Source organism: Kordiimonas sp. SCSIO 12603 (assembly GCF_024398035.1).
Taxonomy (GTDB): domain Bacteria; phylum Pseudomonadota; class Alphaproteobacteria; order Sphingomonadales; family Kordiimonadaceae; genus Kordiimonas.
Window position 1 is genome coordinate 2670868 of record NZ_CP073748.1, and the last position, 26049, is coordinate 2696916.

Genomic DNA, 26049 nt, shown 5'->3' on the forward strand with positions numbered 1-26049 from the left:
GGCCGCAAGGGGAGGAACATGGGTATCAAACGTTCACTGGCCACTGGTTTGGCCATTTCTGCCGTTATGCTGGTTGCAGCATGTGGTAGCAACGAACAGGCTACTGAAAAGGAAACACAAGAAAGTAAACCTGTGAACTGGCGCATGACCAGTACCTATCCTTCTACACTCCTGCAAATTGGCACTATGGGTAAAAAAATCACCGAAGAAGTAGATAAAATCTCTGGTGGATCCATGAAGTTTGAGTTTTTTGAGCCTGGTGTTCTTGCCCCACCCTTCGAAACATTTGATGCTGTGAGCTACGGCGCTGTGGAAGCTGGTTGGTCTACCCCCGGATACTGGGCAGGCAAAGAACCTGCACTTCAACTTTTTGCTTCTGTACCCTTTGGCCCTTCTGCCCCAGAATATCTCGCATGGTTCGATTATGGTGGTGGCCGCGAACTGTTTGAAGAGATCTACCATAAGCACAACATCCACAGCATTATCTGCGGCATGACCCCGCCAGAAGCTTCAGGCTGGTTTAAAAAAGAAATGAAAACTATTGAAGACTTCAAAGGTCTGAAAATTCGTTTCTTCGGCTTGGGCGGTAAAGTTCTTCAGGAAGTAGGTGCTGCCCCACAGCTCATCGCAGGGGGAGAGATCTATCAAGCGCTCGAGTTAGGCACCATTGATGCTACTGAATATGCCATGCCTGCAGTTGATCTGAAGATGGGCTTCTATGAAGTAGCAAAGCATTATTATTTTCCCGGCTGGCATCAGCAGTCCACCTTCTTCGAGCTGATGATCAATCTGGACAAATGGAACAGCCTATCTGAAACACAGAAGTATCAGATTACCACGGCATGCGCGGCTAACGTACGGTACGGTGTTTCTGAAGGTGAAGCCCTGCAGCCTGATGCTATAGCAAAACTTGAAGCCGAAGGTGTGCAAATCCACACATGGCCACCAGAAATTCTAGCAGAACTAAAAGCAGCCTGGGACAAGGTCTCCACTGAGCTTGCAGCAGACGATGAGAACTTCGCCCGGGCTTGGGAAAGCCTGCAAACCTTCCGAGCCAAATATAAAGGCTGGGCTGATCGTGGTTACCTGAAGGATTAAGTCTGTGCAGTCTCTGTATTCGCTTTCAAAAAAGCTGGAGAGCATCAGCACAGCTGTGGGACGCCTATCCGTTTGGCTGATCCTTGTTTTGATGCTTGTTATCGTTACAGACGTAACTCTCCGCCACTGGTTTGTAATTGGCTCCACTAAATTGCAGGAACTTGAATGGCATTTGCACGGCGCTTTGTTTCTTCTATGCCTAGGCTGGGCCTATACCAAAAACGCCCATGTGCGTATTGAGCTTCTTTCTGAAAAACTCAACCCTAAAGCTGGCGCAGTAGTAGAAGCTCTCGGCTGTCTCCTGTTCCTATTGCCGTATACTTTTGCCGTGATCAGTTTCGGTATCGATTATGTGAGCTACAGTATTGAATATAATGAAGCTTCTGCCTCAGCCACCGGCCTGCCCAACCGCTGGATTATCAAATCCGTGATCATTGTTGGCTTTGGTTTTCTTGTAATTGCTGCTTTTGCACGTTTGCTGGAAAGTATTGTTTTCCTATTCGGAGATAAAACGCTCGCGGACCAAACATTCTTCGCGACCGATCATGCACAGAAGGGAGAAAGCTGATGGAGGCCTTCATCGACTTCCTACCCTTCCTGATGTTCCTGGTATTAATGCCTCTTTTGTTTTCAGGTTTTCCTGTAGCCTTTGTACTTGGTGGTGTTGGCCTTGGTTTCTGGTTACTGGCCGTGGCGCTCGGCATTGAAAATTCAAACAGCTTCTTCCTTGTGGTCAGCCGCATCTTTGGAGGTGTTGTCAGCAAGTTAGTGCTTGTGGCAATCCCAATGTTCATCTTTATGGGAACCATGCTGGAGCGTAGCGGTGTTGCCAAAGACCTGCTCCATACGCTCCAACTGATGACAAGACGTGTGCCTGGCGGACTTGCACTTTCAGTAACTATCCTTGGCGTTATTCTCGCGGCAACAACAGGCATTATCGGCGCAAGCGTAGTGATGATGACCCTGCTCGCGCTGCCAGTGATGCTGGAGCGCGGCTATCATTCACCACTGGCGACAGGTACTATTGCTGCATCAGGTACGCTTGGTATCCTTCTGCCACCATCTATTATGCTTGTGGTAATGGCGGACCTTTTGTCTACGTCCGCTGGTAGCCTCTTTATGGCGGCGATCGGCCCAAGCCTTCTGCTCGCTCTGCTATATTTGCTCTATATTTTCATTACCACATGGCGCAATCCATCACTTGCGCCGCCTCTCGAGGTAACTGAAAATACAGAAAAACTATCTATCATGATGGTGATCCGCAGCTTTGCGCCTCCCGTGCTACTTATTATTGCTGTGCTTGGTTCTATCTTCGGCGGTTTTGCGACCCCAACAGAAGCGAGCGGTGTTGGCGCCTTAGGTGCGCTTTTACTTGCTGCCTTCAAGGGTAAACTAAATATCAACATGCTACAGGATGTTATGGAACGTTCTGCGCTGACTACGGCTATGCTATTTGGCCTTTTTGTTGGAGCTACTGCCTTTTCATACGTATTTGCGCTCCTTGGCGGTCATGAAGCTATTATTCATTTAATGGAAAGCACAGGCACGGGACCATGGGCTATCCTCACCCTCTTGATGATTGTTGTATTTATCTTGGGCTTCTTCTTTGACTGGATCGAGATCACCTTGATCATTTTGCCTGTATTTGCCCCAGTCATTGCCAAGCTAGATTTCGGCGCTCATCTCTTTGATCCAAGCCTAACGGTGCACTGGTTCGCAATCCTGATGGCAGTGAACCTGCAAACAAGTTTCCTTACGCCTCCATTTGGCTTTGCTCTGTTCTATATGAAAGGCGCAGCGCCAAAAAGCGTGAAACTGGCACATATATACAAGGGCATTGTGCCGTTCGTGCTACTACAGCTTCTTGGGCTTGTACTCTTACTCATCTGGCCAGAAATTGCTTTGTGGCTGCCATCTGTCAGCAAATAACAGCCGGCCTGAGAGCTATACTCTCAGGCTTCAAAATATTCCCAGACAGGAAGGGCCAGATAAGCCGCAGCAAAGCCAATAAACCAAACAGCAATTGAAGCCCACCATAGCCTAACATTCCAGAGATGCGCCTTTTCACATTGCTCTGCCAATCTTTGGTCTGCAGGGCATACTCTACCACTGCGGAACAAGAACCAACCACTGAACGCCAGCAAAAGCGCTGAGCCAGTAAACATCCAGATCTTATGCTGAGCAAGCTCAACAAGAAATGGAAATGTTGCAAACATGGAGGCGGAAACCGCCCCCATACCCAGTGTTACAAGTAAAATAGGCAGCGCACAGCATATCAGTGTCGATGATGAGCTAAAGAGGATAAGCCACCCCCATCTGCCCTGCTCCAACCTACTGGGTGTATCACCAACCCTCATTTATCGGCATCCTTCTTCATCGCCTTACTATGCTCCGAAGAACAACTGTTTGATTTCTTGAACTCTCGGTAGGTAAAACCCTTTTTACGGAAAAGCTTCCGTAGCTGCTCTTCCGTCAATTCTAAATCTTCAACACCACACACTGAAATAATACCAGTTTCAAGATTTGCAGTTACAGAACGCACACCCTCAATTTTCTTCAATGCTTTTTCTGATGTAGCCACACAGAAAGGGCATGTAATACCGTCTACTTTGATATCATATTGCACATCTTCAGCTATCGCAGGGACGAAGGTTCCAGCCACTAAAAGGCCTAATGCTGTGATAGTATTTTTCATTGTCTTTTCCTTTTAGAAGTTGAAACGCATGCCAGCAAAGAGGGAATAATCCGCCTCCAGAAGCGCGCCATTTGTGTCATTGATAAGTGGAATTTTAATACCCAGATCGGCAACCCAGCGCCGCGCGGTATATTGTAAACCCGGAGTAATCGAGACCTGTGTACCGCCAGAGTTCACATCATCAATTCCACCAAACTGGTTCTGCTCACTATAGGTAACGTTCGCTTCCAGTACGCCAAAGAAAAATCCTTTGGTTGATGTGGTAATTTCAGAAGGTAATAAGCGTTTTTGATAAGATGCATCAAAACTAATGCTGTTACCTCTATCAAAACCACCATGTTCACCATTTACGTTCCAGCGTATTTGCGCATCAAAGTTTCCTTTGATGGATGCAGAGGTAAGGATCAGTCCTCCGAAATAATCGGTGGACCCATCACCTGTTTCGCCTTCTTCTCCAGAAGGCACGCGAATACCTGCAAAAGGCGAGATACGAAATGTTCTTCCTTGCCCATCTAATCTGAGCAACTCAAACCGGGCAAAAAGCTCTGCATCCCCGATACCAAAATCATTCTGCTGATTAGAAGAAAGCTCCCTATCAATATACCGAGTTGGCAATATACCAAATACAGCAAGACGAGGTGTAATCCCGTATCCCGCAACGGACTGAACAGTATAACTTGTAACGCTTTCGTCGACTTGTGCGCCGTCGCTAGATTGCTTATTAATGATCAACAAACTACGCAAAAGTAATTCATCTTCACTTAGAGGCAGTGCGGTATTGAAGGTTATTGGTGAAGCAGAAACATCGCCTGCCATTATACAAAAAGCAGTAGCTGTTACCGCTTTTAAAACTATCATTTTCATTGGTTTAATCGCTTGATTGTTAAGATAAAACTGGGCCCAAGTGGCCAACGGTTACCTTCAAGCGTTCGGTGGTGGTGAAGACAGGCCCGGTAACGTGCCTTCAAGGAAGTATTCCTGAATATCAATATGCTCCGAAATCACTATGGCTTCAGGCGCGACCTGGTAGCTTAAAACCAATGCCGTATTCAGATGCATTTTGGACTGACAACAATCGAGACATGATTGTCCATTGAAACCACAATCATTGGGGCACTCCTTCATGTCATCCATCTCAGAGTTTCCCATATACATGGTGGCCATTTCCATTACCGTACAGCAAGATTGGTTAAGGCGTAAATCCGCCGCAGCACTAGCTTGGGCAAAAACAGCCCACAACAAAATGCATAAACCAATTTTCTTTAAGTACGTCATAAAACCAGATAGACACACAGCCTTCCGTGGAGCAACGATAAAACCTCAGCCTGACACACTCGTGAAACTCCGTGAACCATCAAGAAAAAAGGCGCCCAAAAGCGCCTTCCATTATTCAACATAAAGATTTTAACGTTTAACCAACGTGATTATCAGCTTGCACGCCGTGAAGCTTACCAATCAGATAATCAAGGTTATCTGTGTCAATTTCGTCTTCCACCGCGGTTAGAACCCGTTCAATCATCAACTGTTTGAACATATCCTGATCATCACCAGCTGTTTCCAGCATCTCATCAAACAAATCAAGTGCTGAACGAGCTACCAACAATAACTGAGGAGGCATTTTTGCAGCCTCGAACAAACGTTGAAGCCCCATACCTCCCTTATCGTGTACAAGTTTATATGCATTCACCACTGGGATATTCACGCGCTTAGCAAGTGCAACTTCGAAGAAGGTGACATCACCCATGACAAGCGCTCGCAACATAAGTGTTGGTGTAAGGCGACCATTCGCATGAAGCTGGTCCACCAAAGCCTGTACGGTGTTTTCGTCACCGTCTAGTAGTGAAACTGTTGCTTTCTCTCGGCTTTCAAGAAGCAGATCGCTTGCCATGCCGGGCGATACTTCATGGTGCGTAAGAATATGGTCTTTAAGTTGCTCTGACACGAGAGTAACCAACCGCTCAGCTACAGCAACTGGTAGTTCCTGACGGTTAGCCATTGGCCCCTGCACCAGTTCGCTATCCCCGTGTTTATCCAAGACTTTGCCAAAGGTAGCATCACTGATAGCTGCACTATTATTGCCCACAAGTGCCGCAACTGCTTCTTCGCTACCCTCTTCTGCAATAACATCAGATAAATTCTCTGAAACATCATCTCGGCCAGCAACTGCCTTCTGAACATCAGAGCCACGTGTTTTAACAAGTTCTATTAAATCGGCATCTGTAAGAACTACCGAGCTTTCAATCAGCGGCATCGCCACTTCATCAACATCTTTGGCAAGTGCACTCGCAACATCATGAGGAACTTCGGGGTTTTCTTTCAGGCTTTCAGATAAGGCCTGCCTTACCCTTACTTCCGCATCCTTAAGCATATGACGGAAAATACTTTCCGCAATTTCACGTTCTTTATCGGATAAGGAATCGGCACTAAAAGTGGAAGCAACTTTAGAAGCCGCGACAGCTCTGTTTTCGCCACTTGGATCCTGCAGAAGTTTTGCAACATCAGCACTAGATAGGGTTGTTTTCTCAGCCAAGGTAAAATCTCACAATTAGTCTCACCTTCCTACGCTAGGAGAAACTGGTTAATCGGTCGTTAAAAATCTTCCAGCATTTTAGCTGTTTGATCAAGTTTTCTGGAGCATACCACATGTTTCCATTGAGGATTTCACTTTTTATGGCTAGCATGCGTGGAATTTTGACCAGAGTGGGGGCAAGCTCTGGCTAAAGAAAACGATAATCATTCAGCTAGTTTTGCTGATAAAACAAGAACTTGGGGAGTCTCCATGAAACGCCTTCTGGCTGTATTGGCCTCTGTGTGCTTCGCCACGCAAGCCGCTCTTGCACAAGATTCTGGGAAAACTTTCTCAGATATGATCAATGATTTCATGACACCTATTAGTAAAGCTATTTCTTCGGTCGTATTTTATGCCGTTGACATGAGCTGGCTATATGATGGTGCTCCGGCACTGCCGCTTATCGTAGTATGGCTGCTTGGTGGTGGTATTTTCTTCACATTTTATATGGGTTTCCCAAACATTCGCGGCTTCAAACAGTCCATGCGTATTGTCAAGGGTACATATGATGACCCTGAAGACCCGGGCGAAGTAACTCACTTCCAAGCGCTATCTGCTGCGGTTTCCGGTACGGTAGGCCTCGGTAACATCGCAGGGGTTGCTCTTGCAATTTCAGTGGGGGGTGCAGGCGCTACCTTCTGGATGATTATTGCAGGCCTCTTCGGCATGACATCAAAATTTGTGGAATGTACACTCGGTGTTAAATACCGTGAGATCGATGAAAATGGTGTGGTTTCTGGCGGCCCTATGCATTACCTGAGTAAAGGTCTCGCTAACATGGGTTTGGCTGGCCTTGGTAAAGTACTTGCTGTAGCTGCTGCGATGATTTGTATCGGCGGTGCTTTCGGTGCTGGCGCTATTTTCCAAGTAAACCAGTCTGCAATGCAGTTCACCAACGAAGTATCAGCGCTTACAGGCGGCACGGAGAGCTTCTTCTACGGCAAGGGTTGGATTTTCGGTATTATCTTTGCGTCTGTCGTAGGCCTTGTGATTATCGGCGGTATTAAAAAGATTACACACGTAACCGAGTTCCTAGTACCTATTATGGCGATTGTCTATGTCAGCGCCTCGATGATTATTATCTTCAGTAACATTTCGATGTTACCAGATGCTCTTAGCCAAATCTTCATTGGTGCATTTACAGCTGAAGGTGTTCAGGGCGGCATCCTAGGCGTGCTTATTCAAGGTTTACGCCGTGCATCATTCTCTAACGAAGCTGGTCTTGGTTCCGCATCTATTGCACATGCTGCTGCGAAAACAAAAGAACCAGTGGCGGAAGGTCTTGTTGCCCTTCTTGAGCCGTTTATTGATACAGTGGTGATCTGTACGATTACAGCACTTGTAATCATCATCACAGGCTCTGTTGATGCATCGGCTTCAGGCAATGCGGCAGGTATTGCATTGACATCAAAAGCATTTGCTTCTGTGATTGATTGGTTCCCATATGTTCTGACTGTAGCCGTTATTATGTTTGCATTCTCAACATCCATTACATGGTTCTATTACGGACAACGTTCTTTCTTGTGGTTAGTTGGTGACAAACCAATGGCTGACTTACTGTTCAAGATCGCTTACCTGAGTGCACTTATTGTCGGTTCCGCAATGTCACTTGGAGCAGTAGTGGATATTGCCGATGCACTTCTACTGGCAATGGGTGTTCCAAACATTCTTGGCCTCTTCCTTCTTCGTAAGGAAGTAAAAGGTATGCTGACTGATTATTTCGCCCGTGTTAAGTCAGGTGAAATCAGACCATACGAAGGCTAATACCGCAGGAACCTGCCGTTGACTATAAAAGTTGATTGCAAATTGTTCATGCTACATTAAGTATAGAAAACCATGATATGGCGGGCTCAGGCCCGCCAATTTGTTTAGAAGGACTATAAGTTTTATGCCGATGCTGTTGAAAGTTTGTACGCTTGCGCTGATGACGACATTTTCAGGAACAGTCGTAAACGCGGTTGATGCAACAGATACTAGCCTTTCAAGCCTTGGTGATGCGGCAAAAGGCAAGCGTGTCTTTAATCGTTGCAAAGCTTGTCATAACCTTACACCAGCTAAGCGTACACGACTTGGCCCTAACCTGGACGAGCTATTTGGCCGTAAAGCAGGTTCGGCTGAAAATTATAAATATTCAAAAGCCATGCTGGATACAGATATTGTGTGGACGGAAAGCACAATCAATGAATGGCTAACCAAACCAAATGCCTTCTTGCCGGGTAATAAAATGGCCTTCGCAGGCATTCGTAAAGAGCAAGATCGCAAAGATTTGATAGCCTTTTTACGACAGTCCACAGCAAAAACAGAATAATACTCGGGAAAGAGTGAGGATACTATGATGAAGAAATTGATTGCCGCATGTGTGCTTTTCCTGTTTGCACCTCTAAATATTGTTGCTGCCCAAGACAAGGCGGTAGATGATCCAAAAGGTGCTATTGAATTCATCGAAAGACTATCTTCTGAAACAGTTGCTGTTTGGAGCGACGCGAAGATGAATGAGATGGAACGTGATACAGCGTTCAAAGCTATCTTTGCGGAAGCAACAGATATCAACCTTCTTGCCCGCGGCATGCTTGGTCGTCATTACCGCTCCCTAACCTCGGATCAGCGTACACAATATATGGCTGCAATGCGGGATTATATTCTGGCTGAATTCGACAGCAACATGTCTGAAATCGGCTTCAAAAACCTTGATGTAGTAGGCACCAAGCCAGCATCCGGTAAGCGTGGCCACCTCTACGTACGCACAGAAATTCTGCGTGACGAAGGCGCAGCTATCCTTGCTAACTGGCGTGTCCGCAAGAAAAACGGTCAGTTCCATATTGTTAACCTGGAATTTGAAGGTATCAATCTGATGATCACAAACCGCGACGTGTTTTCATCAAAGATTAAACGCGACGGTATTGATGGGTTAATTGCATGGCTACACAGGCGCGCGGCTGAAGCGGCAGCTGAAGCCGAAGCAGCTTCAGCTTCTTAATCACACAGCCTCGACTGTAAGGTCGAGGCGCATGCTCCCAGCGGTGTTAAACAAAGCCGCTTCCAAAAGCTTTAAATCTTCATCAGCAATATTCACTGCAAAACGGGTTCTATAATCAGCGCCATGATTTGTTGAAATACGGCGACTGTTCATCCGAACAATATTGGCGCCGTGATTGACGAGCACTTCACTGATCCGCGCAACAAGGCCCGGCCTATCACCTCCAGTGATTTCCACCGTATGGCTAACTGTCCCCCTGTCATCTCTCATTAACTCAAACGGAAACGCACAAGCAGTGATTCTCGCACCCTTAAGTAAATCTAGGGCAGCAAGACCTTCTTCAAGTTCCCTAGCCTCTGTAGCGCCTTCAAGTTCTGCCACACACGAAAATTCAAACCCTTCACCCAGCACAGCAAAGGCAGAATCCGCCAAATTTGCCCCAGTATCAAATAGATAACTGGTAACAGCGGAAACAATTCCAACCCTGTCTTTACCCATGATTGTTAGCAATACGGCATTAGATTGCGAGCCAGTCATACAAGTCTCCTGAGAAAAAGGTGGTGTTTTCAAATAAGTTTGATAAATAATCGCCGCGCACACAATCACATTTTAATATGGAAAGAGACTATGGCGGACGAACAGCTTCTTCATCTTGTTTTTGGCGGTCAGGTAAAAAACCCGCAAGAGCTTACTTTCGCAGATATCCAAAAGCTTGATATCGTAGGCATCTATCCTTCGTATCAGGAAGCCGAAGCGGCTTGGCGTAGTGTTAGCCAGGCAAATGTGGATGACGCTATGACCAAATACGTTATTGTTCACTTGCACAAGCTTCTACAGCCTAGCGAATAAGATACAAAAAAAGCCTCAAGCATCATGCGCTTGGGGCTTTTTCTTTAAGGATACACAAGATTAGTTAGCAATCTTGCGCCCCGAAAAATAGCTATTGATGCCTGCCTCAATAGCTGCACCGCTTTTATCGTACGCACCAACGCGGCCATACATTACCCGCGAAGCTTCTTCCCGCGTTGAAGGAACGAGCCTGTTCAGCTCTAATTTTACAAGTCTTGTCAGACCATCATGATTTACTAACTGGTTCATATAACCACCTACATTTTCTAAATTCACATTTGTCATACTGAATTTTTAACAGCTGCTTGCTGCAGTGCCATGTAGGTTTCATGACAAAAAAAATACAGTAGCAAAGGCTTTACTTCGCTACTGTATCAATTATTTCGGCCTTTAGCCCTTCAACTTAGCAACCTAGGCATTCACGTTTTCTTCAAGTATCGAGAGCGGTACGGCGCCATTTGCAAGCACAACCGAATGGAAACCACGCCAATCAAATTTATCGCCAAGCTCTGCTCTGGCTTTCTCACGCAGTTCCATGATTTTAAGCTTGCCAACCATATAGGCAGTCGCCTGGCCTGGCATAACTATGTAGCGTTCAATTGCTGCAATGTTATCACCGAGAGGATTTGGTGTATTATCACTCAGATACTGAATTGCCTGCTCACGTGTCCATTTCTTATGGTGAAGGCCTGTATCTACCACCAAACGACACGCGCGCCACAGTTCCATCGCCAGGCGTCCAAAATCAGAGTATGGATCAGCATAAAAGCCCATGTCCTTACCCAGTTCTTCGGTATATAAACCCCATCCTTCAGAGAAAGCAGTGAAACGCGCTGTACGCTGGAAGAGCGGTACACCATCAAGCTCCTGCGAAATTGCAATCTGGAAGTGGTGCCCAGGAATACCTTCATGATAGGCAAGTGCTTCAAGCTGATATGTTGGCATCAGGCGCGTATCACGGAGGTTCGCATAGAAAATACCTGGGCGTGAACCATCAGGTGCTGAGCGTTGATAAAAAGCCTTACCGGCGGAATTTTCACGGAATTTTTCTACCGCACGTACTTCCATCGGTGCTTTAGGCATCAGATCAAAATACTCAGGCACCTTAGTGCGCATTGCATCAACATATTCGTTGGCTTTTGCGATATATTCTTCTTTGCCTGCGTCTGTATTTTCATAATAAAAACGAGGGTCATCACGCGTAAAGGCAAAGAAGTCCTGCAAGCTGCCTTCAAACTCCACCTGCTTCATGATCTCTTTCATAGCACCGTGGATACGTTCAACATTATCGAGACCTAGTTGATGAATTTCATCCGCAGACATATCAGTCGTAGTGTTATTCTTCAGCGCTTGCGCATAGAAAGCTTCACCGTCCGGGAACTTCCAGGCACCATCATCAGTAGTCGCTATCCCCTGTTCACGCTTTAATTCAGCAATCAACATATCATAGCCACTTTTAAAACCACCAAGCAGGGCAGCGGTCGCAGCTTCAACAAGTTCTGCCTCTTCACCATCAGGCAAGTTCAAAGTTCCAACTTTGCGCTTAAAGTTCGCGAGGATAATACCATCCTCACCTTCTTCAAATGGCGCGCCCTTAAAGAGATTTTCAGAAGCTGTAATAACGTACGGGTAAACGAACTGGGGTGCCATCACCCCCATATCAGCACGTACCTTCATATCCGCAGCTACTTGCCCAAGGAATGTTTCAACCCGCTCAAGACGCTTAACATAAGCTTCAGCATCAGCTTTATTGGAAACGCTGTGAACAGTCATCAAATGTGATGGTACTGTAGTTTGCCACCCGAACATCTGGTTTACCGGATATCCGTGATGACGCCATTGATGGTTTGCAAGGAAACGTTCTGCAGTAATTTCAAAAATACGGTAAGATAGCTGTGTCTTTGCATCCAGCGCATTAAAGTCAAACGTTCTAAGGGCAGCTAACTGCTCCTTATAAAGAGCCAGCATCTTTTCAGCGGCAGCATCTGTCACTTCCGGCCACTTATCATTGTTTGATTTATCACCTAAACGTTCTGCCTGAAGCGGGTTTAGAGCAAGGCGCTCTGCCATAGCTTCATCGAAAAACTCCATAATCGCGGCATTCTGATTTACTTCAGACATCTCCGGCGCGGCTTGAGTCGTTTCATTTTTGTTTGTTTGGTTACCTGCATCACAGGCTGCAAGAGCAAGCACAAGTGCAATAGTTGAGATAGATTTTTGTATCATTTGTAATCCCCTGACCTCTAGCGAACTTTCAAAAGTTCAGCCCCTATCAAATATTTATCTGCCTTCCTTAAGAGTTTGCCAACCCCTTTAGCGCTATTGTGATGCACTAGAGCGCTCAGTGGTTATCTTGACAAAACTGTCAGTGGTGATTATTTGACGCGTGAGTAAAGGAGTTTTCCATGCAAGAACCGTTAAATATTACAAAAGATCCTATATTCACGATTGGCCAGGTGGTGAAACACCGGGTGTTCTCGTTTCGTGGTGTAATATTTGATGTGGATCCAGAGTTTTCTAATTCTGAGGAATGGTGGGAATCTATCCCTGCGGAAATTCGTCCGGCGAAAGATCAACCTTTCTACCATATTTTCGCTGAAAACGAGGAAACAAGCTATGAGGCTTATGTTTCTCAACAAAATTTGCTTGCGGACGATTCAGATGAACCGGTTAACCACCCGGATGTAAGTGAGTTGTTTGGTAACCTTGTTGAAGGTAAATACGAACTGGGATCATTCCCACACCACTAAATCTCTGCAGTGATTTAGATACAAAAAAAGCGGCGCCTCACACGCCGCTTTTTGTTTTGGCAAATACTGTTTTGTGCTTACGCAACAAACATTGCCAGAAAAGCTACAACAGCCAAGATAGCTACGGTCGCACGGACACCGATTTTCAGAAAACCCGTATATGTATCTTCCTGATCTTTGATTTCCATTTTTCCCACTCCAGGAGTTAGAATTATTTTTTTCTAACTAATATATAGCGAAACAAAGTTTCGCCGCCAAGTGTTAATGCGCCAAGCATTCGATTAACATTGCAGGGTCAATATTTCCTCCACTGATCACACAAACAGTGGTTTTATCCTTCGCATCCAGCTTACCCGCCAGCACCGCAGCGAGAGAAACCACACCACCCGGTTCCCCCACGATTTTAAGTGTTCGAGCTGCATAACCAACGGCAGCCTTAGCTTCGTCATCAGTAACCGTTAGCCCTTTAATACCAAGACTTTTCAAAACAGGAAAAGTCAGGCTTCCAGCACTTGGCGTGAGGAGCGCATCACATATAGAACGCGCACCAAAATCAACCGTTTGAATCTCGCCACTTTCAAGGGACCGCATAACATCATCAAATTCATTTGGCTCAACTGCATATCCATCAAGGCTGGGGAAAGCCTTATAAAGAGATGTGAATGTACCTGAGCACAAACCGCCGCCACCACAATTCACTAGCACTTGATCCGGTGTAGTCCCTAGTGCTTTCAGGTCTTCAGCAATTTCAAGCCCAACAGTCCCCTGCCCAGCCATGATGTATTCATTGTTATACGGAGGTACGATAACTGCACCACTATCCCCTGCTACACGTTTAGCAACTTCTTCGCGATCCTCATTATACCGATCATAGAATACCACCTCAGCGCCATACCCTCGCGTGCCGTCCACCTTCAATTGTGGTGCATCTGCAGGCATAATAATCGTTGCCTTGATACCCAGCATTTGTGCTGCACGAGCAATACCTTGAGCGTGGTTACCACTGGAGAACGCAAGCACACCCGCCGCTTTCTCATCATCAGATAACCTTGAGAGACGATTATAAGCGCCGCGAAACTTAAAAGAACCCGTATGCTGCAGGTTTTCACACTTCAGAAATACACGCCCACCAACACGTTCATTAAGTAGCGGACTTTCAATAAGAGGTGTCCTGACAGCAACACCTTTAAGTTGCTCCGCAGCATTCTGAACCATATCGTAAGAAAACATACCGGTTTATCTTTCTTTTTTCTTTTTACGTTCCTGCCACCAGCGACCAAGCTTAACTTCCTGCTTGCGGCGGAAACGGCGAACAAAAGGGAAATCAACGGAGAGGATAATCAACCCCACAGGGATCATCCAGAAGCCAAGTACAGGTAAAAACCCTAGAAACCCGCCGAGGATACATAATACCCCAACTATTATCCTGCCAATTCGGGAAGCTGGCATAATCTTATTAACTGCGTCTTTAACCATAAGGTGTGAACTTTTCTTATCGTTTAAATATATTCACTGCTGTCCCTATGGCAGATAAGGTCTCTCGCACCGATTGCCAACCAGAATTTTTACCATTCACAGAATTTGACAATGTTTCAAATCGATCACTTTCTCCCGTTACTGCCTCAGCAATCAATTCAGCAACTACGTGGGCTGATGCAATGCCTTGCCCTTCATATGCATGGGCAAAAAGAATATTGTCACTCACTCTCCCTAACTGAGGGAAAGGCTGCGTTCCAGCTCCATAATAACCACCCCATTCAAACTCTACCTTCACACCTGACAGATCGGGAAAATAATGAGCAAGTTTTGGTTGAAGATGCTCTCTAATACTGGATGGATGAGAACCTGCCACCATATCTCCTCCTGCAAAAAGAAGGCGATTGTCGGCACTCTTTGATATGATTTCCGTATTATCGCCGCAGAAAGAAAGTGAAGAAGCATATTTAAAAATATCAGGCACTCGGCCTTCGCCAAGCTGTTCAGTTGCTATTACATACCGGCCTACGGCCTTAACGGATTTCCCAAGCTCTGGTACCAGATCTCCAAGGTAAGCATTTCCGGCGAGAATAACCTTGTCAGCGGTTACACGGCCATAACCGGTATCAACTACAAGTTTTTCACCGCGGTCGATGTGCTGTACCCGTGCATCTTCGAATATTTTTACACCCTGGTTTTCGGCAGCCCGGGCTTCTCCCCTGATCAAGTTCATAGGATGACAGCTAAACCAGTTTTTATGGGCATACCCGGCAACAGCGGTTTGAATACCGCCTGCCTGTGCAATCATATCCTCACCTAACAATTCCGCATGGTTATGAAGGCCATGCCTTGCCATCACCTCGATAGATTGCTGTAATTGCTCAACGTGTTTGTCTGACTGATACAGCTCAACAACTCCGCCTTGCGGCGCACATTCTATGCCGTACTTGCGGATAGTATCTTTGACATAATTCAAACCTTCACGACCAAGCGCCCATACGGCTGGAGCAACATCTTCCCAAAATTCACTATATTTAGGGTAATCAAGTGCTGCAGGGCCATATGTACCCTGTATTATGCCAACACTACGCCCACTTGCCCCCCAACCAATATAATTTTGCTCTACAAGGACAACATTCTTACCCCGTTCCGCTAAAGCTAGTGCAGTGGCAACACCGGTGAAACCACCACCAATAACACACACTTCAGCGCGAACATTGCCTTCTAGCCTTCTAAAGACATCAAGATCATTACATGTCGCAGTGAAATAGCTATGTGGTAGCTGATCTTCATGAATGCTGTCGCGAACGCGCATAAACCTACCTGAATTAAATCCCTGACATGCAGAGATACTTCATTTCAATATAATCTTCGATACCGTACTTTGAGCCTTCACGACCAAGGCCGGACTGTTTAACCCCACCAAACGGCGCAACCTCTGTTGAAAGAATGCCCGTGTTGATACCCACCATACCATATTCAAGCGCCTCCGCCACTCTCCAAACGCGAGAGAGATTATTGGCATAAAAGTATGAGGCTAGACCAAATTCCGTATCATTGGCTTGAGCAATAACATCTGCTTCATCATCAAATTTAAAGATTGGCGCCAGTGGGCCAAAAGTTTCTTCTCTGGCTACCTTCATTTCTCTGGTTACACCACGAAGAATTGTTGGTTCAAAAAAAGTACGGCCTGAAGCATGCCGTCTGCCACCCAATACAACTTCAGCGCCCTTGGAGACAGCATCTTCAATATGCTCTTCAACCTTTTCAACGGCGCTTTCACTGATGAGTGGTCCTTGTACGACACCAGCTTCCATACCGTTACCTACTTTCATTTCAGCAACAGCTTTAGTGTATTTTTCAAGGAACTCCTCATATACGCCAGATTGTACATAAATGCGGTTTGCACACACACAGGTTTGGCCGCTATTTCGGTATTTGGAAGCAATTGCACCGTCAATCGCTGCATCTATATCTGCGTCATCAAACACAATGAATGGTGCATTCCCACCAAGTTCCAGCGATACCTTTTTAATATCATCAGCACATTGGCGCATCAGAATACGGCCAACACCAGTTGAGCCCGTAAAGGTAATTTTACGCACTGTTTGATTTTCACAGAGCTCGGCACCAATCGCTCGTGCGTCCGTACCTGTTACCACACTCATGATACCTTTCGGCAATCCAGCCTCTTCACCGAGCACCGCTAGAGCAAGTGCTGAAAGCGGTGTTTCTGAAGCAGGTTTCACAACAACGCCACATCCAACGGCAAGCGCAGGGCCTACTTTACGGGTAATCATAGCGTTCGGGAAATTCCAGGGGGTGATGGCACCCACAACGCCGATTGGCTGCTTCAGCACCACAATACGACTGTTAGCGTTATGCTGAGGGATAACATCCCCATACACACGCTTACCTTCTTCGGCGAACCATTCAATAAAACTGGCACCGTAAGCAATTTCGCCTGTCGCTTCGGCAAGGGGTTTACCCATTTCTGCTGTCAGTATTTGCGCCAGGTCAGCTTGATTTGCCATGATGAGCTCATACCAGCGGCGAAGAATAGCTGCGCGTTCTTTTGCTGTTCGTGCGGCCCAGCCCTTCATTGCTTCTTCTGCGGCATCAATTGCAGATTTTGTTTCTTCTCTGCCAAGGCTAGGAAGAGTAGCAAGCTTTTCCCCCGTCGCAGGATTGAACACATCAAAGGTATCCGGTGAAGAAACCCATTCACCGCCAATATAAGCTTCATTTTTCAGAAGGTTGGTGTTGCGCAGTTCCATTTCTGGCTCCCCCGAGTAGCTGGCACAATTAACTTGTTGTAATTGGTGCCAGATTTTAAGAAGTCAGACAATGGAGAAGTGTTAAAAGAGCCAAACAACACCGAAGAAAGAAGAAAATTGTACACGCTCACCAACTTCACTGCGAGTGATTGTGCTGTCCGCTGCACTATTTTTAAGATCAGACAGGCGCACGGTACCTTTGATAAGCCAGTTTTTCCCTAGTCGTTGTTCAACAGCGGCTTCAGCATACAGTTCGTATATACCGGCTTTCGCACGGAACGGTTCGAAAAGAACACTATCTTCCTCAACACCAAAAAACACCTGATTAAATTTCTGGGAACCCCAGTTCGCGCCCACAATAGGAGTAACCCTCAAACCTGAATTCAGCTCGAAAGTGTATCCCATTTCGGCTTCGATATTGGAACCACGGTGTGCACCGCTTACTCCCCAATAGGCTTCTGCACTTAGGAACAATTTATAAAATGAGGTCCCTGCGAAAGCACCTAATTCAAATGTATCCAGTGTTTCGCCAGAATTAATATCAGCAACCAGATCATTAGCGCGCCCCAAATTCCAACGAGCAATAGGCCCAGCCCTTAAAAAGCGGCTTTTATAGAGCGCAACACCTGCTCTGTCGCCTTCGATAAAAACCGTATCATTCCAGGTTACATTAATATCTAATGTTGCTTGAACATCATATCTGCTTGAGCCGATAAACTGCGGAGCCAGACCAAGACCAAAACCGATCTGCCCACCCCAACGATCTTTTTTTCGTTCCGTTTCCAGTTCAACAGATTCTATGTAATTAGGTTTACCAATAGTGGTAGATGCTGTCTGCCCATAAGCAGATGTACTCAAGAAAACCAAAACCACCAGCACACAAACGTGCCACAGGGTTGATCTTACCGGCTCCATACAGCTTCCCTCTCACCTTGAACTGATGCACCCAATTTATAGTGCACTTCATATCCTAAGTGATCGGAAAGTGGTTTTCCATCAAGAAGTTCGGTAAAATTCCGAGTAATATAAATTGGCTTCATGCCAATCCCTGCCCCATCATAATAGAACTGCTTATCATTGGTTTTATAGAGAATTTCTTCAACCCGCGTTTCTGCACTCAGCGCACAGTCCATAGTGCCACGTACACAGATTTCAGCAGAGTCTTCTGCCTTAATCGCATTTCGGAAATATTCATAACGTGGTGTATATTTCGTATTAAAATCGCCCGCAATAATCTGGGAGTTTCCCTGATCGGTCTTTTCAAGGAACCACTGCAAAGTTTCCACTTGCGCCTTATGTGCCTTTGTCTTTGTTTTTGTTGGCGCCACCGCTGCACGGTGAGAATTGAAGTGGGAATTAATAACATCCACAGGGCTATCAACACCGGGTACTTTAACCCTAGCCAACAAGATTGATTTGTTCGAGAGGCAATCAAAACCCGCACACATATCTGAATCAAAGGCTTTGTGTGTTGCTTCTATAATCGGGAAATCAGAAAGAATATAAAGGCCGCTTCCCAACAACTTCTGAGGGTCAGAAAAGCTTGTATAGGTTTTCCGTGTGTTCGTTGACCAATGACTTTTACCGCGCTTTGAAGTATCCTTCCGCCCCGGTCCTTTAAGCACATATTTGTAGCCAGTGTTTTCTGCAATGATTGATACATCGCTCACGAAGGCTTCTTGAAGCAATACAATATGGGGTTGAGTACCTTCTTCCCGGCGTTCACGTAAAATCTCCGCAATCCGCTCAAAATATGGCTCTTTGCCGCCCCTCAGCATATTCGGCAAACCCTGAACGTTATAAGACAAGACACGAAGTGAACGAACATGTGCATCTTCAACAACAGCTTGCGGAGCTATTGGATCAGCAACATCACTCGCTGCTGCCTCTCCAGAAATAAATGCCAAAAGGCCTGCAAAAATAAATGGTTTCATAACTCTACCTATTAAACTGCATATCTTAATAAACAGAAAATTTGGACCCTAAATGACAGTTACATGGCAGAAATAAGACAGTCATCATCAAATTCGTAAACCGCTCACACAAAGAGCAAAACCACACTAACGCAAAACTAATGTATATAATAAAGAGTGTTAAGGCGTAACCCAGGCAGTGGTCCTACAGGTATTAAAACTGATAACTACACCAAGCCATCAACCTGCGCTGTCATCAAAATTTCATATTCCAACTGATCATTACTGTATGAACATTTTCATAACATTCACGCCAACAATCTATACTATGTTGCATTTAGAATAAATGCTGGAAATCTTGGATAATACTGATCCAAAACTTACCTACCAGGTATATCAATTGAGAGCCTAATAACAATCTTGCTCCGTAATCCGGAAGCTCCCAAGCGCACCCACGCAAAGCCTTATTAAATTAATACTGCAACAATTTTATCTAAATCTCACTGATAAAAGAGAATTATTTTGCAAGATTATGAAGCCGCGAAAGTGAGAGGTGCTGCCCTTCTCCACCATTTTCACCCACCTTCAATGTACAGGAGTGCATCAAAATTCAGTAAAATTCTTCTTGACTCAAATGCGAGAATCACTCCATATGGTCGCAGAGGCAGATAGGGGTCGACTTCGGAAATAGCCGTGGATGTTGTTGATCGTAAGAGAGCTTCTATAGCTTTCATTACTCTCCACTGCTTCTGCCATAAGTAGATATTCTACTCGGGTGCAGGAACCCTCGATTGGATTGCAGTCATTTCTGCACCCACACTTTATATACTTTTTTATAATTTCTATTTCCACTCTAACTCGCTATTTGCGAGTTTTTTTATTGACATCACCGCTATTTAGTTCTTTATATGTCCGCGTAAGGGGGTGACTGCACCCGCTTCGGTAACAAATCATTATTATAAGGATTTAAATAATGGCTAATGAAAGATTTGGTACTAGCGGAAACGACGTTTTTGAGGGTACTGAAAACAACGATCTGCTTACTGGTGCTGCAGGCGATGACAGCCTTGTTGGTGCAGGCGGTAACGATACACTCAGAGGCGACGAAGGTAATGACACGCTAGACGGCGGCGCTGGCAATGACCTAGTTAACGGTGGTGACGGTAACGACGAAGTTACTCTAGGCGACGGTGACGATACATTCTTCGCTGGCCCAACAGACACAGGTGCTGATACTGTAGATGGCGGTAACGGCGACGATACAATTTTCACAAGCGCAGGCGACGACGTTGTAACTGGTGGTGACGGTAACGACGAAATCGGTACAGGCGAAGGTGACGACAACATCGATGCTGGCGCTGGTAATGATGCGGCGTTCGCAGGTGCAGGCGATGACGTTCTAACTGGTGGTGCTGGTAACGATACACTTGGTGTTGGTACTGGTAACGATGAAGTTGATGCTGGTGAAGGCGATGACATCGTATTCGCAAACACTGGTGACGACACTGTAGAAGGCGGCGCTGGCGACGACACACTATTCGGTGGTGCTGGTGACGACGTTGTAAACGGTGGCGAAGGTAACGATGAGCTATTCGCTGGCGCTGGCGACGACACACTAACTGGTGGCGCTGGTGATGACTTCTACGGTCTTGGTACTGGCGAAGGTTCAAACACAATCGTTCTTTCTGGTGAGTTTGGTGACGACACAGTTGCTAACTTCGGTGAAGGCGATCAGCTTGTTATTGAAGGCCTAACATTCGGTGACGGTCAGCTTGTAACAGGTCTTACAGACATTTCTGACTTTGCTACAGCAAACGACGATGGTGTACTTCTTACTTTCGACCAAGGTACAGTACAGCTAAACGGTGCTAGCCTTGACGACCTATCTGCTGCTAGCTTCGTTACATCTGCTGCTGGTACAGTTGGTACAATCACAGACGCTAACGGCTTCTTCGATTCTGCGACTGCAAATGGTCAGGTAGTAGAAGATGCATCTGTTGGTACAGTTGTTGGTCTAACAGCAAGCGCTACACACAGCGACGGCAACGACATTACATACAGCCTTTCTGACGATGCTGGCGGCCTGTTCGCTATTAACGCAGAAACTGGTGTTGTAACTGTAGCTGGTGGTCTAGACTTCGAAACAGCAACTAGCCACACTATTGAAGTAACAGCTACTGCAAACGGTGGTGCTACATCTACTCAATCGTTCACAATTAACGTGACAAACGATAGCGCTAACCTAAGCGACACAGATGGTACTAACGACCGTGCTGATAATCCAGCTACAGATGCTAATGAAGCAAGAGACGGTGCAGTAACAGAAGGCGCAAGCTTTGGTACAACAGTTGGTATTACAGCGGACTTCCGTGAAGGTACAACTGACGTTGCAGGCGTAACTTACTCACTATCTGACGATGCTGGTGGTCGCTTCACAATCAACCCATCAACTGGTGTTGTTTCTGTTGCAAGTACTATCAACTTCGACGAAGGCGCAAGCCACACAATCACTGTAGTTGGTACAGCTCCAGATGGTCGTACAGAATCTGAAGAGTTCACAATCACAGTTGCTGATGATGGTGATCGTCTTGTTGATACTGACGCTACTGGTGACGTTTCTAACAACACTGAAACAGACGAAGATGAGACAAGAAACGGTGTAATCGGTGAAAACGATGCATTCGGTTCAACAGTTGGTATTGATGCAAACTACATTGATAACTCTGGCTCAATCACAGGCGCTACATACAGCCTGTCTGATAGCGCTGGTGGTCTATTCACTATCGATACAGTAACTGGTGTTGTTCGTCTTGCTGGTGATGTTGACGCTCTTGATAGCGACGATGTAACTCACAGCATTACTGTTGTAGCTACTGCGCCAGACGGCCGTACAGCTGAAGCAACATACACTATTGACGTAACAGACGATGGTGATCGTATCATCGATGCTGACGCTACTGGTAACGTTGCAGAAAACACAGCTACTACAGCAATTGAACTAAGAAACGGTTCTGTTGATGAGAACGCTACTTCTGGTACAGTTGGTATTACAGCTGATTATGTTGATGGTACTGGTGGTGCTACTAACCAGATTACTCCAGCAACATACTCTCTAACTAACAGTGCTGGTGGTCGTTTCACTATCGACTCTACAACAGGTGTTGTGTCTGTTGCTTCTGGTGCAAACATTGACTTTGAAACAGATCAAACACACACAATTACTGTTCGTGCTACTACAACAGACGGTCGTTCTGCTACTCAGGACTACATCATTCAGGTTAACAACCTTAATGACAACACACGTAGCGCAATCACTGACTCTAACTCTGCTGCTAACACAATCAGCGAAGCTGCTACAGCAGGTACAGTTGTTGGTCTGACAGCAAGTGCAACTGACGGTGACGGCGGTCTTGAGTACAGCCTAACTGACAATGCTGGTGGTCGCTTCACTATCGACGAAGATACAGGTGTTGTAACAGTTGCAAACGGTGCAGTGTTTGACTTCGCTAGCGCGACATCTCACACAATTACTGTACAGGTTGAAGATGCTGCTGGTGAAACATCAGTTCAGAACTTCTCAATTGCTGTAACAGACTCTGCTTCTGTTGGTGCTGCTGTAGGCGATAACTTCGTTGGCACAGGCAACAGTGAAGTGTTCGACGGTCGCGGCGGTGACGATACAATCAACGGCGGCGCTGGTGACGATACACTAAGCGGTGGTGCTGATGTTGATATCATCAACGGTGGTAACGGCGATGACGTTATCAACGGCGGTGACGGTGCCGAAGCGGTAGTTACTGGCGGTAACGGCGATGACGTTATCAACGGTGACGGCGGTAACGATACGCTACAAGGCGATGCTGGTAACGACGCTCTAAACGGCGGTACTGGTGATGACTCTCTAGTTGGTGGTTCTGGTAACGATACGCTAACTGGTGGTGCTGGTAACGATGTCCTTAATGGTGGCGGGAACGACGATACATTCGTATTCTCTGGTTCTTCAAACTTCGGTAACGACACTGTTGAAGACTTCGTATCTGGTACAGACCAGCTATCACTACAAGGTCTAACGGTTACTAACGCGACAACAGGTCTTGTTACAGAAATTACCGCTTCTAACTTCGCAACTCTAGCAGGTGCAAGTAACGGTTCTTTCGTAGCTGGTGACCTAATCCGCATCAGTGGTGGTAATACAACAATCATCACAGACCAAGGTCAGATCGTTCTAACAGGTACAGGCCTGAATGCTGCTACAGACCTAGTATTCGGTTAATCCTGATACGAAAAACAAATTTAAAGGGGCCTCACGGCCCCTTTTTTTATGCCTGATGTATATGCCTATCTGTCATCGGTAGATTGATCTATAGAAGTATCTAAACCTTCATATAATAGATCGATCGCCATAGCCCTCTGGACGCCTGCAAATACTCAGGCTTAACACTCTCCACACCGAACAACCTGCTTAAAGCAATGCCAGGACCAGGACCACATCCTGGTACGTTTTGTCCCCTGCCCCTCAAGCTCAATTTAGCCAAAGCCACAAGGGCTATTATTTCCAATATGATAAAAAACGAAGTGTAAGAGATAGGCTGGTAACTCTTTCATATGCATAGGCATGAGGGATTGATTTCGCAGCTCGAGGGCCATCAGCGCTCTGCATTGGAGCTTCAACGCTAAAGTGCTTCAAAAACATAAGTGAGGTAAATAGATAAAAGCAGATAACAAAAAAGCACCGTGCCAGAAGGCAACGGTGCTTTTTGTTTTTAACTGGTGATCCCTACGGGACTCGAACCCGTGTTTCCGCCGTGAAAGGGCAGCGTCCTAGGCCACTAGACGAAGGGACCTTACCAGTATATTCAAACTTAAGACCATTGCTTGGTGATCCCTACGGGACTCGAACCCGTGTTTCCGCCGTGAAAGGGCAGCGTCCTAGGCCACTAGACGAAGGGACCATTCAAGCAATCAGGTCAAAGACTTTGGTGATCCCTACGGGACTCGAACCCGTGTTTCCGCCGTGAAAGGGCAGCGTCCTAGGCCACTAGACGAAGGGACCAAAAGTCTGTCTGACGGGGGGTTAGATACTCACCCAGCCCGCCGCGGTCAACCACTTTTTTACATATTTCTTAAACAGGGCCAATTATTGCAACGTCATCAAGCATGAATTCAGCTTTGGGTGTTCCTCCCCAGGTATCTTTCTTAAGCTTTCCAGCTATATGAAACCGCCTGCCAGTGCCAGTTTGAAGCATTTCGCCCATGGGTTCATCCGCCATACGGAAGGCCATAGCCTTAATTGACTTTCCGTCCCGTGATTTAAAGATACAGCGCAGGTGATTTTGCCCAACACGGTCCGCTTTTATGAGATCGACCTCGGGAATCACAAACCTAGGGCCAGGATTACCTGCACCAAATGGCCCCACCTGTTCAATTTGATCAATCAAATCCGGTGTCGCACCGCTAAGCGCGATAACACCATCAATCTTTAAGGAACGATTCTGCTTCGCCAGCTCCACCTGTTTACGCAAGTGGTCCCGTAGAAACTCTGAAAACTCATCGAGCTGGCCTTTGGCAATGCTGAGCCCAGCAGCCATTGCGTGCCCGCCGCCTTTAATCAGCAACCCTTGTTGTACGGCCTCGATAACAGCGGCTCCCAGATCAACACCAGAAATCGAACGAGCGGAGCCTTTACCTTCGTCACCTTCGAAACCAATCACCAGCGTTGGCAGGCCGTATTTATCTTTAAGCCGACTGGCTACAATGCCAATCACCCCAGCATGCCAACCATCACCAGCCGCAATCACCACTGTATCCGAGCTACCAGTTATGCCGACGCTTTCTTCTACCTGTGTTAAGGCTGCTTCCAGTACTTCAGCTTCTATATGACGCCGTTCTTCATTATATTTATCCAGTCGCTCAGCAATCTGGACCGCTTCAGCCGGGCTATCAGATGTTAAAAGCTTAGCCCCCAAATGAGATTCACCCACACGGCCACCAGCATTCACCCTAGGCCCCAATACAAAGCCTGCATGATATGCATTAGGCGCTTCGCTCACACGGCCAACATCTGCAAGAGCAGTGATACCTGCATTACGGCGCTGGGCCATAATTTTCAGACCTTGCTTTACAAAAGCCCTATTCGCGCCTGTAAGGGGTACTACATCCGCAACTGTACCAAGCGCGACCAAATCCAGCAGAAGACGCAAGTCGGGCGCTCTACGGCCTTCAGAATAGTATCCAGCATCACGTAGCAGTCTGTTAATTTCCACAACAAGCAGAAAAGCAACCCCCACCGCTGCTAATTGCCCCTGCCCGCTTTCATCATCAAGCCTGTTTGGGTTAATCGCGGCAACCGCCTCAGGTAAGTCCGCTTCCGCTTTGTGGTGATCTACGATAATCACTTCAAGCCCTGCGTCTTTTGCAGCCCTCAGAGGGTCATAAGAAAGAATTCCGCAGTCCACGGTAATGACAACATCAACTCCGGCCTTCCTGAGGCCTAAGAGAGCATTTGTGTTGGGACCATACCCCTCCGTCATACGGTCAGGGATATAAATGCGCACCTTGGCACCAATTGTGGTGAGAAAACGGTATAAAACCGCGCTTGAAGTTGCCCCGTCCACATCATAATCGCCAAAGATGGCAATTTCTTCGCTTTGCTCTAATGCTCGAACAATACGGCGTGCGCCTTTTTCCATATCCAGCAAGCTCGACGGATCAGGCATACATTCTTTAAGGGAGGGATTATAAAAAGTCGAAGCATCTTCAATGGAAATACCACGCGCTGAAATAAGCTGGCCCACAATAGGCGGTACACCAAGCCTGTCAGCAATTGCTTCTGCTTCCCGATTTACAAAGGAGCGCTGTTCCCACATTTGCCCCAAAGCAGAACGGCGCACCCCCAAAAGAGGGTCCGCCGCCATATCTTGTTCAACTGTAGACGCCAAAGCGCCA

At 46.4% G+C, this 26049-nt stretch carries 25 protein-coding genes and 3 tRNA genes; 9 read left to right on the forward strand and 19 right to left on the reverse strand.

What is annotated here, in order from left to right; translation table 11 throughout:
- The first annotated feature begins 18 nt into the window (after positions 1-18).
- From KFE96_RS12420 to KFE96_RS12430, 3 genes are read left to right on the forward strand one after another with little or no spacing between them, the layout of a single operon-like run.
- Positions 19-1098, forward strand: a complete 1080-nt coding sequence (locus KFE96_RS12420; RefSeq protein WP_255832880.1) for a TRAP transporter substrate-binding protein — start codon at positions 19-21, stop codon at positions 1096-1098.
- 4 nt (positions 1099-1102) lie between these two features.
- Positions 1103-1666, forward strand: coding sequence for a TRAP transporter small permease subunit (locus tag KFE96_RS12425; protein WP_255832881.1), 564 nt, complete (start codon positions 1103-1105; stop codon positions 1664-1666).
- Entirely contained in the window at positions 1666-3027 is a 1362-nt protein-coding gene (locus tag KFE96_RS12430) for a TRAP transporter large permease subunit (protein WP_255832883.1), read from the forward strand. The genes KFE96_RS12425 and KFE96_RS12430 overlap by 1 nt, the downstream gene beginning before the upstream one ends.
- A 23-nt stretch (positions 3028-3050) precedes the next feature.
- Here the strand turns inward: KFE96_RS12430 and KFE96_RS12435 are convergent, their stop codons facing one another.
- The 5 genes from KFE96_RS12435 to KFE96_RS12455 all read right to left on the reverse strand — a co-directional run bounded on the left by KFE96_RS12435 (position 3051) and on the right by KFE96_RS12455 (position 6323).
- Positions 3051-3314: a hypothetical protein gene (locus tag KFE96_RS12435; RefSeq protein WP_255832884.1), complete on the reverse strand. Its 264-nt coding sequence runs from the start codon at positions 3312-3314 to the stop codon at positions 3051-3053.
- Positions 3315-3451: 137 nt separating this feature from the next.
- A complete protein-coding gene (locus tag KFE96_RS12440) occupies positions 3452-3793 on the reverse strand; it encodes a heavy-metal-associated domain-containing protein (protein ID WP_255832885.1) in 342 nt (113 codons plus the stop codon).
- 12 nt (positions 3794-3805) lie between these two features.
- Positions 3806-4657 (reverse strand): hypothetical protein, encoded by an 852-nt coding sequence (locus tag KFE96_RS12445; protein ID WP_255832886.1) that lies wholly within the window; start codon positions 4655-4657, stop codon positions 3806-3808.
- Positions 4658-4714: 57 nt separating this feature from the next.
- Positions 4715-4948, reverse strand: a complete 234-nt coding sequence (locus KFE96_RS12450; RefSeq protein ID WP_255832887.1) for a hypothetical protein — start codon at positions 4946-4948, stop codon at positions 4715-4717.
- A 256-nt stretch (positions 4949-5204) separates the two neighbouring features.
- Positions 5205-6323 carry a DUF2336 domain-containing protein gene (locus KFE96_RS12455; RefSeq protein WP_255832888.1) on the reverse strand — a complete coding sequence of 373 codons (1119 nt, stop codon included), beginning with the start codon at positions 6321-6323 and terminating at the stop codon, positions 5205-5207.
- A 249-nt stretch (positions 6324-6572) separates the two neighbouring features.
- On the opposite strand from KFE96_RS12455, the gene KFE96_RS12460 reads away from it, so the two are divergent.
- The 3 genes from KFE96_RS12460 (at position 6573) to KFE96_RS12470 (ending at position 9339) form a co-directional block, all read left to right on the forward strand.
- Positions 6573-8126 carry a sodium:alanine symporter family protein gene (locus KFE96_RS12460; RefSeq protein ID WP_255832889.1) on the forward strand — a complete coding sequence of 518 codons (1554 nt, stop codon included), beginning with the start codon at positions 6573-6575 and terminating at the stop codon, positions 8124-8126.
- Between the two features lie 124 nt (positions 8127-8250).
- Positions 8251-8670, forward strand: a complete 420-nt coding sequence (locus KFE96_RS12465) for a cytochrome c family protein (RefSeq protein ID WP_255832890.1) — start codon at positions 8251-8253, stop codon at positions 8668-8670.
- Between the two features lie 24 nt (positions 8671-8694).
- A complete protein-coding gene (locus tag KFE96_RS12470) occupies positions 8695-9339 on the forward strand; it encodes a phospholipid-binding protein MlaC (RefSeq protein WP_255832891.1) in 645 nt (214 codons plus the stop codon).
- On the opposite strand, the gene KFE96_RS12475 is transcribed toward KFE96_RS12470, so the two are convergent.
- Entirely contained in the window at positions 9340-9876 is a 537-nt protein-coding gene (locus KFE96_RS12475; RefSeq protein ID WP_247020419.1) for a glycine cleavage system protein R, read from the reverse strand.
- Between the two features lie 90 nt (positions 9877-9966).
- On the opposite strand from KFE96_RS12475, the gene KFE96_RS12480 reads away from it, so the two are divergent.
- Positions 9967-10188: a DUF4170 domain-containing protein gene (locus KFE96_RS12480; RefSeq protein ID WP_247020421.1), complete on the forward strand. Its 222-nt coding sequence runs from the start codon at positions 9967-9969 to the stop codon at positions 10186-10188.
- Between the two features lie 60 nt (positions 10189-10248).
- Here KFE96_RS12480 and KFE96_RS12485 read toward each other — a convergent pair whose 3' ends face one another.
- Positions 10249-10473, reverse strand: coding sequence for a hypothetical protein (locus KFE96_RS12485; RefSeq protein WP_255832892.1), 225 nt, complete (start codon positions 10471-10473; stop codon positions 10249-10251).
- Between the two features lie 126 nt (positions 10474-10599).
- Entirely contained in the window at positions 10600-12414 is a 1815-nt protein-coding gene (locus KFE96_RS12490) for a DUF885 family protein (protein ID WP_255832893.1), read from the reverse strand.
- A gap of 179 nt (positions 12415-12593) precedes the next feature.
- Here KFE96_RS12490 and hspQ point away from each other — a divergent pair, with 179 nt between their 5' ends.
- Entirely contained in the window at positions 12594-12938 is a 345-nt protein-coding gene (hspQ, locus tag KFE96_RS12495) for a heat shock protein HspQ (RefSeq protein ID WP_247020428.1), read from the forward strand.
- A 77-nt stretch (positions 12939-13015) separates the two neighbouring features.
- On the opposite strand, the gene KFE96_RS12500 is transcribed toward hspQ, so the two are convergent.
- The 7 genes from KFE96_RS12500 to KFE96_RS12530 all read right to left on the reverse strand — a co-directional run bounded on the left by KFE96_RS12500 (position 13016) and on the right by KFE96_RS12530 (position 19125).
- Positions 13016-13126 carry an aa3-type cytochrome c oxidase subunit IV gene (locus KFE96_RS12500; RefSeq protein ID WP_247020430.1) on the reverse strand — a complete coding sequence of 37 codons (111 nt, stop codon included), beginning with the start codon at positions 13124-13126 and terminating at the stop codon, positions 13016-13018.
- A 73-nt stretch (positions 13127-13199) separates the two neighbouring features.
- The gene (locus KFE96_RS12505) at positions 13200-14168 is read right to left on the reverse strand and encodes a threonine/serine dehydratase (protein WP_255832894.1); all 969 of its coding nucleotides are present in this window, start codon (positions 14166-14168) and stop codon (positions 13200-13202) included.
- A gap of 6 nt (positions 14169-14174) precedes the next feature.
- Complete coding sequence (locus KFE96_RS12510; protein WP_247020434.1) at positions 14175-14414, reverse strand: hypothetical protein; 240 nt, start codon at positions 14412-14414, stop codon at positions 14175-14177.
- A 16-nt stretch (positions 14415-14430) separates the two neighbouring features.
- Positions 14431-15729 (reverse strand): FAD-binding oxidoreductase, encoded by a 1299-nt coding sequence (locus tag KFE96_RS12515; RefSeq protein ID WP_255832896.1) that lies wholly within the window; start codon positions 15727-15729, stop codon positions 14431-14433.
- Between the two features lie 13 nt (positions 15730-15742).
- Positions 15743-17191 (reverse strand): NAD-dependent succinate-semialdehyde dehydrogenase, encoded by a 1449-nt coding sequence (locus tag KFE96_RS12520; protein WP_255832897.1) that lies wholly within the window; start codon positions 17189-17191, stop codon positions 15743-15745.
- An 81-nt stretch (positions 17192-17272) separates the two neighbouring features.
- Complete coding sequence (locus KFE96_RS12525) at positions 17273-18106, reverse strand: MipA/OmpV family protein (RefSeq protein WP_255832899.1); 834 nt, start codon at positions 18104-18106, stop codon at positions 17273-17275.
- Complete coding sequence (locus KFE96_RS12530; protein ID WP_255832901.1) at positions 18094-19125, reverse strand: endonuclease/exonuclease/phosphatase family protein; 1032 nt, start codon at positions 19123-19125, stop codon at positions 18094-18096. Before KFE96_RS12530 ends, KFE96_RS12525 begins: the two co-directional genes overlap by 13 nt.
- Before the next feature lie 952 nt (positions 19126-20077).
- On the opposite strand from KFE96_RS12530, the gene KFE96_RS12535 reads away from it, so the two are divergent.
- The gene (locus tag KFE96_RS12535) at positions 20078-23377 is read left to right on the forward strand and encodes a cadherin domain-containing protein (protein ID WP_255832902.1); all 3300 of its coding nucleotides are present in this window, start codon (positions 20078-20080) and stop codon (positions 23375-23377) included.
- Positions 23378-23872: 495 nt separating this feature from the next.
- Here KFE96_RS12535 and KFE96_RS12540 read toward each other — a convergent pair.
- From KFE96_RS12540 to recJ, 4 genes are all read right to left on the reverse strand, one after another.
- Positions 23873-23948 (reverse strand) — tRNA-Glu (locus tag KFE96_RS12540).
- Positions 23949-23980: 32 nt separating this feature from the next.
- Positions 23981-24056, reverse strand: a tRNA-Glu gene (locus tag KFE96_RS12545).
- 25 nt (positions 24057-24081) lie between these two features.
- A tRNA-Glu gene (locus tag KFE96_RS12550) sits at positions 24082-24157 on the reverse strand.
- A gap of 70 nt (positions 24158-24227) precedes the next feature.
- Entirely contained in the window at positions 24228-26042 is a 1815-nt protein-coding gene (recJ, locus tag KFE96_RS12555; RefSeq protein ID WP_255832903.1) for a single-stranded-DNA-specific exonuclease RecJ, read from the reverse strand.
- Between the last annotated feature and the right edge of the window lie 7 nt (positions 26043-26049).